This window comes from Streptomyces sp. NRRL WC-3549 (genome assembly GCF_000721935.1).
Taxonomy (GTDB): domain Bacteria; phylum Actinomycetota; class Actinomycetes; order Streptomycetales; family Streptomycetaceae; genus Streptomyces.
Genome location: NZ_KL585395.1, coordinates 127,957 through 130,363, shown reverse-complemented (window position 1 = coordinate 130,363; position 2,407 = coordinate 127,957). Strand labels below are relative to the sequence as shown.

Here is a 2,407-nt window from a genome sequence, read left to right as displayed (position 1 = left end):
CCAGCCGGTGACGAGGACCGACGAGTCGCGGCTGAGGTGGGCGTATTCCTTGGGGACGGCAGCGGTGGAGCGCGCGTCGGCGTGTGGGGCGGGCGGGAAAACAGGAACCTCGGACACAGTCCCCCCGGACGTGACACAGACCGATGGACAGGGCGCTGATAGGATACCGGTTCACCGGTATTTTTTGAAGCGCACAACCACGATCAAGGGGAGCGCAGACTTGGCAAGGCAGCAACGGGCGATCCGGACACGCAGAATCTTCCTGGAGGCCGCAGCCGAGGTTTTCGACGAGCACGGGTACGACGCCGCCACCATCGCCGCGATTCTCGAGCGGGCCGGACTCACCCGGGGGGCGCTGTATTTCCACTTCACCTCCAAGGAGGAGCTGGCGCGTGGGGTGCTCGAAGAGGCGGTGACCTCGGACGGGGTCTCGCCGCAGACCTTCAAGCTGCAGGAATGGGTGGACATAGCGCTGATGCTCGCCTACCGCCTGCCCCGCGAACCGATGCTCAGCGCCTCGATACGACTCTCCGTCGACCCCCGCGCACGCACCCTGTTCGGCACCCGGTGGCCTGACTGGATCTCCCTCGGCGCCACGCTCCTGGCGGAGGCCAAGGAGCGGGGCGAGCTGCTTCCGCACGTGGATCCCGCCGCGACGTCCCGGCTCCTCGTCGGAGCCTGGACCGGGGTCCAGCTGGTGACCGAGTCGATGGCCGAGCCGCCGGACCTGGTGTCCGAGATCTCGGCGCTGTTCGAGCTCATCCTGCCCACGGCGGTCGTCCCCGGGGTACTGGCCCGGCTGGACACCTCGCCGCACCGCCCCGAGCGCATCATGGAGGAGAACCGGGTGGCCGCCGCGTCCTGAGCGCCCGCCCGCCTCCCCTCACCCGATCGGGCGGCGCACGCCTGCGAAGTCGCTGGTCAGCGGTCAGGGTGGCCCTATGTGGCTTCGCCGAACAGCCCTGGCCGCCGCGGTCGTCCCGCTGGCCCTCCTGGTGTTCCGGGACGCGCCGGTGCGGCTCCTCGGGCCCGACCAGGACTCCGCGCAGCCCGAGACCGCGGGCGGGGCGCCGCGCCCCGCGATCGTCGGCCGGGCCCAGTGGCACGCGGACGAGGGCCTGGTCAAGGAGCACGCCACGTATACGGGCGAGGTGAACGCGGTCTTCGTGCACCACACCGGGCACCCCAACGACTACGACTGCGCCGACGTGCCCGGGATGCTCCGGGCCATGGAGGAGGACCACGTCCGGGGCGAGGGCTGGGACGACATCGGCTACAACTTCGTGGTCGACCGCTGCGGCACCATCTACGAGGGCCGGGCGGGCGGCATCGGGCGTTCCGTGCGGGGGGCCCACACCACGGGGTTCAACGCGCACAGCGTCGGTGTCGCGGCGATCGGGGACTTCGCCCCCGGGGTGCCCGTACCCAAGGCGCTCATCGAGGGGATCGCGAAGGTGGGCGCCTGGAAGCTCCGGCAGGGCATCGACCCGCGGGGCACCGTGCGCATGGTGTCGACGAACGACGACAGCATCTTCCGGCGGGGCCAGGCGGTCCACCTCCACGTCGTGTCCGGTCACCGCGACACGTTCGAGACCAACTGCCCGGGCGATGCCCTGTATGCCCAACTCCCTGCGATCCGCGAAGAGATGGCGAGGCTCCGGGCGCCCCGGAAGTGATGTCCCCAGGGCCCGCCGGACGAGTTGGGCCGGGGGTGTCCGCCGGCCGGCAGACGTCTTCCGGCGCCGGGGCGGCGAGCCCCCACCCGGGTGAAAGACCCGGCGACGGACGCGTCAAAGCCACATAAAAACCATATCGGCGGCTTATCTGTTCGTGCCCTAGCACACCTTCCGGAGCACAGCGGAGGAATACCGTCATGCCGGCATCACCCCTCGCCAAGCAGCCCGTCGAAGCCGCGTTCGCTCTTCTGCTCGTCCTCCTGAGCGTGCTGGGCCTGGCCGGCCGCAGCGCCGCCGCCACCCCCGCCCAGGCGTCACACGCCCTGGCCGCACCGGCCCGCGCCGCCCTCGTCCACACGGTGACCGCGGGCACCGACTGGGACCGCATCGCCCAGTGCGAGAGCGGCGGCCGCTGGGACATCAACACCGGCAACGGCTACCACGGCGGGCTCCAGTTCGCCCCCTCCACCTGGCAGGCCTACGGCGGCAAGCAGTACGCACCCCGCGCCGACCTGGCGACCCGCTCCCAGCAGATCGCCGTCGGTGAGCGTGTCGCCCGCTCACAGGGCATGGGTGCCTGGCCGAACTGCGGCCGGCTCGGTGCCACCTCGGACTCCGGCAGCGCCACCCGGCCCGCCCCCGGCAAGCAGTCGAGCGGCAGCGTGAACGGCACGAACGGACCGGCCGGCTCCGGCAGTACGGCGAGCGGGTCCGCGAGCACGTCCAGCAGC

Annotated in this window: 3 protein-coding genes; all 3 read left to right on the top strand. The window is 71.5% G+C overall.

Annotation, left to right across the window (positions count from 1 at the left end):
- Window positions 1–220: 220 nt before the first annotated feature.
- Window positions 221–865 (top strand): ScbR family autoregulator-binding transcription factor, encoded by a 645-nt coding sequence (locus IH13_RS0113415; protein WP_031084128.1) that lies wholly within the window; start codon window positions 221–223, stop codon window positions 863–865.
- A gap of 76 nt (window positions 866–941) precedes the next feature.
- On the top strand, window positions 942–1,676 hold the full coding sequence (locus IH13_RS0113410) for a peptidoglycan recognition protein family protein (protein WP_031084126.1): 735 nt from the start codon (window positions 942–944) through the stop codon (window positions 1,674–1,676).
- A 197-nt stretch (window positions 1,677–1,873) separates the two neighbouring features.
- Window positions 1,874–2,407, top strand: a 534-nt coding sequence (locus IH13_RS0113405) for a transglycosylase family protein (protein ID WP_037841295.1), incomplete at its 3' end; no start/stop codon positions are given.